A 5,385-nucleotide genomic window follows, 5' to 3' on the forward strand; every position below is an offset into this window, starting at 1 on the left:
TACAATCACGCCCGCAGGCTCAAGACCCTGCGGGGACTCACACCCTACGAATACGTCAACAAAATCCGGACGCAAGAACCACAACGATTCAAACTCGATCCGTACCAGCACATTCCGGGACTAAACAGCTAGGTAACAGTCACCGGTGTCTATTAAGTCTACCTAAGTCATCTTCGATGCGCATGTGTCGTTCGAGCAAGTGGCCGAGCTTGAGCGGGCCGAAGTAGACATTCCAGATGCCATCATCGATCTCCTCGAGTCCGACGTATTCACCGGCACAGGTGCTTGAAACGTTGACCCATTGCTTGTTCCATCGGATCCCGCCGTTCGCGCTCACGTAGCGTAGCTCGAAGCGGTCGGGATATTCGAGCGGTGGCAGCTTATTGGGCATCTCGCGCGGGGACGCCGCATAGCAGTCAGCCGGGGTTTGCATATCGAGTGCTTACGTAGCGGACGCTCGACGTTGAACTCATCGCGGAAACGATCGAACTTGCGCTGTTGCCCGCGGCAGGTGTTAGCCGGGGGGCGCGTCGTCTCGGCTTTCAGCGTGCGGTGCATGCGTTCATGACGGCCGTTCTGCTGCGGTTTGCCCGGCTCGATCAGGTCCGGAAGAATGCCCAGCCGCACCCACCAGGCCGACAGCGTTGATAGCCGCGCCAGTGTAGTCGTGGCGAACGGCACCCCGTTATCGCTGCGGATGCGTTTGGGTAATCCGAATTCCTTGAAGAGCCGCGTGAAGACCGGCTTGGCCGCGCGTACGGCGGTCGAATGGAGCCCTTGGCAGCCGAGCAGGTAGCGGCTGAAGCCATCGGTAACGGTCAAGGGATAGCAGTAGATGCGGTCGCCAGTCTTGAACTGCCCCTTGAAGTCGGCACACCAGATGGCGCGAGGAGCACCGTGCTGGGTTTGCCGGGATGGCCGATGCGGCGACGCTGGCGCTTTCTCGCTAGCAGGCCATGGCGGCCGAGGATATCGAATAACGTGGTCCGCGCGGGAAGTTGGTCGGCCGGATAGCGTTTAGCCAGGAGCGGCAGGAGTTTCTTGGCACCCAGGTGGGATGGCGGACGCGGGCCCCGAGGATCGCGGCAACGATGGGCTCGGCGGTCCGGTTGGGAGACGATCCCGGCTTGCGCGAGCGCTCGTCGAGCCCGGCCGGCCCGTGCTGTAAAGTAGCGCTCGATCCACTTGTAAGCGGTCTTGCGACTGATGCCGTACAGATCGCACAACGCCGACACCGAGAGTGTCGTGCGCAGATAGTCGGCAATGAACTGCGTCTTCTGGTCCATAGGTGTAGTCTCGCTCCAGGCATGGGCACCTCCTTCGGTGCCCGCCAGTATTGCTAAACTGTTACCTATCCCCGGACTGAACTGTTATCTATGTGTCTGGACCGTACCGGCAAGCCGCTAACTGTGCGCTACAGCGGACCGGCGCTGCCGTCGATTGCTGCACCGCTGTCGGGAACGAAGCCCGCTAGGTGAGATTAAGCGTTAACCTTTACAGCAGGAAGAGCCAGTGACCGACACGAAATTAGAGGGCGGCTGTCAGTGTGGCGCGGTGAGATATGCCATCACGGGAGAGCCCGTGCTGGCGGCTATCTGCCACTGCACAATGTGCCGCCGCGCGCACGCGGCGCCCGCGGTTGCATGGGCCATGTTCCAGCAATCTCAGGTTAGTTTTGTTAAGGCCAAGCCGCACACTTTCGCGTCATCAGCGGAAGCGAGACGTGGCTTCTGCCCAGATTGCGGAACACAAATCAGTTTCACCGCCAGTTTTTTGTCGGGTCTTATCGACCTCACTATCGGCAGTCTCGACAACCCGGAGAGCATCAAGCCGACGTTGCACTATTGGTACTCAAAGCATCTGTCGTGGGCGGAGTTCGACGACACCCTGCCCCGTTATCCAGAACTGCCACCATTCGCGTGAGGTTATTGAGCCCGATTCATTTTGGATCAGCGAACGACCGCCTCGCCAATCCCCCGCGGATCGGACACGGCGTCAACCTGGTCCTTGAGCCTATCCCAGATGACCACGTGCATGTTGCCGTAGGTGTCGCCCCGCTCGCTTGCTTTATGACCCATTGCTCTTAGACGCTTCTGAACGGGCGGCTCGATTGCGCCCGGCTCGAATTCGATCTCATCGGGCAGATACTGATGATGATAGCGGGGGCGCGCGACGATCGCTTGCGCGTCGGCGCCATCGATGAATTCCAGAGTCGCCAGCAGCACCATGCTGATGATGCGGCTGCCGCCGGGCGTGCCTATCACCGCGATGCGCTCGCCGTCATCCAGAAACGTCGGCGTCATGCTGGACAACATGCGTTTGCCAGGTTCGATCGCGTTGGCTTCGGCACCCACTAGCCCATAAACGTTGGGGCTGCCGGGCTTGACCGAGAAGTCGTTCATCTGACCGTTGAGTAACACGCCGGTGCCGGGCGCGGTGAATCCCGAGCCGAAGGGATAGTTGATCGTGTATGTCGCCGCGACGCGATTACCCTCAGTGTCCAGTACGGAGAAATGCGTGGTGTCGATCGACTCGGCGCGCGGCTCACTTACGCCCGGCAACAGTTCGCTCGGCATGGCGCGATCGAGTCGAATACTCGCGCGCAAACCCGCCGCGTACATCGGCGACATAAGCATTCGCAATGGCATCTCGACGAAATCCGGATCACCTAAATACTCGGCCCGGTCGCGATACGCGCGTCGCATAGCCTCGGCGATGAGATGCGTGCGCGTGATCGCGTTCATCGCATCCAGATCATAGCCCGATAGGATATTCAGCGCCTCGATCAACACCACGCCGCCAGACGATGGGGGCGCCGCGCTAGTGATGTCCGTGCCGCGATAACTGCTCCGCACCGGTTCGCGCTCTTTGATTCGATATAGCGCCAGATCTTCAAGCCGCCAGATGCCGCCCGCCGCACGCACGCCAGCGACCAGACGTTCGGCGAGCGCGCCCGCGTAAAATCCTTCGTTACCCGACTTGGCGATCAGCCGCAATGTTTCCGCGAGCTCCGGCTGGACAATACGCGCGCCGTCGGCCGGCACCTTGCCATTGCGCAAAAAGATTTGCGCGGATTCCTCGTGCGCGCGCAAGACATCAAGCCGGGACTCGGCCATATCCTGGTAGTAATCCTCGACGGGAAATCCTTCCTCTGCCAGCAGGATCGCGGGCGCGAGCAATTGTTCAAGCGGCAACCGTCCGTAGTTCTCCGCGAGATGCACCAGCGCCGCCGGCGTGCCGGGAATACTCGCCGCGAGCGCACTGTTCATCGACAGGTTTTCGATCACGCGGCCTTGTTCATCCAGATACATGTCGCGTGTCGCGGCCAGGGGCGCGACTTCGCGCCCGTCTATCATGGTTTCGAACCCATCGCGTGCGCGATGCAGCAGCCAGAATCCGCCGCCGCCCAGACCGGTGCTGTAGGGCTCCACGACCGATAACGCCGCGGTGACCGCCACCGCGGCGTCGAAGGCGTTGCCGCCAGCTTCAAGAATTTCCTGACCGGCTTTGGTCGCGAGCGGGTGCGCGCTGGCGATCGCGGCGGCCGGCGGATGATTCTCCGCCGCCGAGTTCGCGCTCGGCAACAGCAGCGCGACGACGAAAATGACCAACAACCACGCAGTCGTTACATAACGACAACGCTGGGTGCCATAACAACAACGCTGCGTGTCATTTCGAGCGAAGCGAGAAATCCTTGTCGGGACTTCATGGGGAAAAACGTGAGAGCGACAAATCATCGATGCAATGGTGTTCAAGATGTCTCCCGCTGGTCAAAAGGACAAGGCCGACGGGTGGATGACAAGCCCCGTGGTCGAAATGATAAGTTGCGTGGAATGACAAGAGCGAGCGGATCGGCGCGCCCAGGGCGCGCGCACTGGGTCATGCCTTCTGCCGCATCAGGCCCTGGTATCTGAGCATCAATTGGTCGCGCGTTTCCGGATACGCCGGATCGACGTGGATGCAGTCCACGGGACACACCTGCTGGCATTGCGGCTCGTCGAAATGGCCCACACACTCGGTGCAGAGTTGGGCGGAAATCTCGTAAATTTCCTCGCCGGCCGCGATTGCGCCATTCGGGCATTCCGGCTCGCACACGTCGCAGTTGATGCACTCGTCTGTGATGATTAAAGCCATGTTAATTCGAGGGTCAACACAAGTCTTTCGTTCCGGTGAATGTTAGGGTAAGCGATCGCGCAGCGCCGCCGCCACAGCGGGGTCCACGAACGCCGACACGTCACCGCCGAGCGACGCGACTTCGCGCACCAGATTGGACGACAGCACCGCGTATTCCTCGGCTGGCGTCAGGAACAGCGATTCCAGATTCGGGTCCAGCTTGCGGTTCATGCCCGCCAACTGAAACTCGAACTCGAAGTCCGATACCGCCCGCAGGCCGCGCACCACCGCCACCGCGCCGTGTTCGCGGGCAAAATTCACCAGCAGATTGTCGAAACCGCGGACTTCGACGTTTTTCACGTTGCGGAGCGCGTTTCTGGCCATCGCCACGCGCTTTTCAAGCGGAAAAAATGGCGTTTTGCCGCGATTGGCCGCCACACCCAGCACCACACGGTCAAACAGCTTCGCCGCGCGCCGGATCAGATCGGTGTGGCCGTTGGTGATGGGGTCGAAGGTGCCGGGATAGACGGCGATGGATGGCATGGCGTGATTACTCTCGCGTGCAAGCGGTTGACGAACAGGTCAATGGCCAAGCACTCGCACGAGAAACGTCCGCATCTCGAGCCAGGACTGCTGTTCGGCCCGCGCGTCGTAACCCACGTCGAGATCGTACATTTGCGCCGTCGCATCCGCCGCGGGGTTGGTAAAGCTGTGCTTCGCGCCCCTGTAGGTGATGATGTCGAAGTCCGCGCCCGCACGCCGCATCTGGCGTTTGAACGACGCCATCTGCGCGTCCGTCACGTAGCTGTCGGCGCCGCCGTGCAGTACCAGCACCTCGGCTTCGATCTGCTCCGGCGTGGGCGGGCCGGCCACCGGCAAGGTGCCATGAAAACTCACCACGCCGTCCAGATCGACTCCCGCGCGCGCCATGCTGAGTACCACGGTGCCGCCGAAGCAGTAACCGATCGCCGCGATCCGTTCCGGATCGACGCCTTGCTGCCGTTCGAGCGCCCGCAGCGCGGCCATAAAGCGAGCGCGCGCCATTTCCGGATCTTTGCCGATTTCGCCAGCCCAGGCGCCGGCCTGTTCGGGATCGATCGTGGCCTTGCCGCCGCCGTACATGTCCACGGCCAGCGCAACGTAGCCGAGCGCCGCCAAGTCGCGCGCGCGGCGGCGCGCATAGTCGTTGAGCCCCCACCATTCGGGCACCACCAGCACGCCGGGTCGCGATTGTTCCTGTTCGCCATCGTAAGCCAAGTGCCCACGCATGTC

General features: G+C 61.5%; 5 protein-coding genes and 1 pseudogene. 1 reads left to right on the plus strand and 5 read right to left on the minus strand.

Annotated features, from left to right (window positions below; all coding sequences use genetic code 11):
- Nucleotides 1-139: 139 nt before the first annotated feature.
- Nucleotides 140-1,286: pseudogene (locus tag H0V34_04885) on the minus strand (transposase).
- Nucleotides 1,287-1,584: 298 nt separating this feature from the next.
- Here H0V34_04885 and H0V34_04890 point away from each other — a divergent pair.
- Nucleotides 1,585-1,923, plus strand: a complete 339-nt coding sequence (locus tag H0V34_04890) for a GFA family protein (protein MBA2491059.1) — start codon at nt 1,585-1,587, stop codon at nt 1,921-1,923.
- 26 nt (nt 1,924-1,949) lie between these two features.
- Here the strand turns inward: H0V34_04890 and ggt are convergent, their stop codons facing one another.
- From ggt to H0V34_04910, 4 genes are all read right to left on the minus strand, one after another.
- On the minus strand, nt 1,950-3,737 hold the full coding sequence (ggt, locus tag H0V34_04895) for a gamma-glutamyltransferase (GenBank protein ID MBA2491060.1): 1,788 nt from the start codon (nt 3,735-3,737) through the stop codon (nt 1,950-1,952).
- A 142-nt stretch (nt 3,738-3,879) separates the two neighbouring features.
- Complete coding sequence (locus H0V34_04900; GenBank protein ID MBA2491061.1) at nt 3,880-4,134, minus strand: YfhL family 4Fe-4S dicluster ferredoxin; 255 nt, start codon at nt 4,132-4,134, stop codon at nt 3,880-3,882.
- Between the two features lie 42 nt (nt 4,135-4,176).
- Nucleotides 4,177-4,656 carry a pantetheine-phosphate adenylyltransferase gene (gene coaD / locus H0V34_04905; GenBank protein ID MBA2491062.1) on the minus strand — a complete coding sequence of 160 codons (480 nt, stop codon included), beginning with the start codon at nt 4,654-4,656 and terminating at the stop codon, nt 4,177-4,179.
- Between the two features lie 39 nt (nt 4,657-4,695).
- Nucleotides 4,696-5,370 (minus strand): dienelactone hydrolase family protein, encoded by a 675-nt coding sequence (locus tag H0V34_04910; protein MBA2491063.1) that lies wholly within the window; start codon nt 5,368-5,370, stop codon nt 4,696-4,698.
- Nucleotides 5,371-5,385 lie beyond the last annotated feature (15 nt).

The sequence above is a fragment of the Gammaproteobacteria bacterium genome, from assembly GCA_013696315.1.
GTDB lineage: Bacteria > Pseudomonadota > Gammaproteobacteria > JACCYU01 > JACCYU01 > JACCYU01.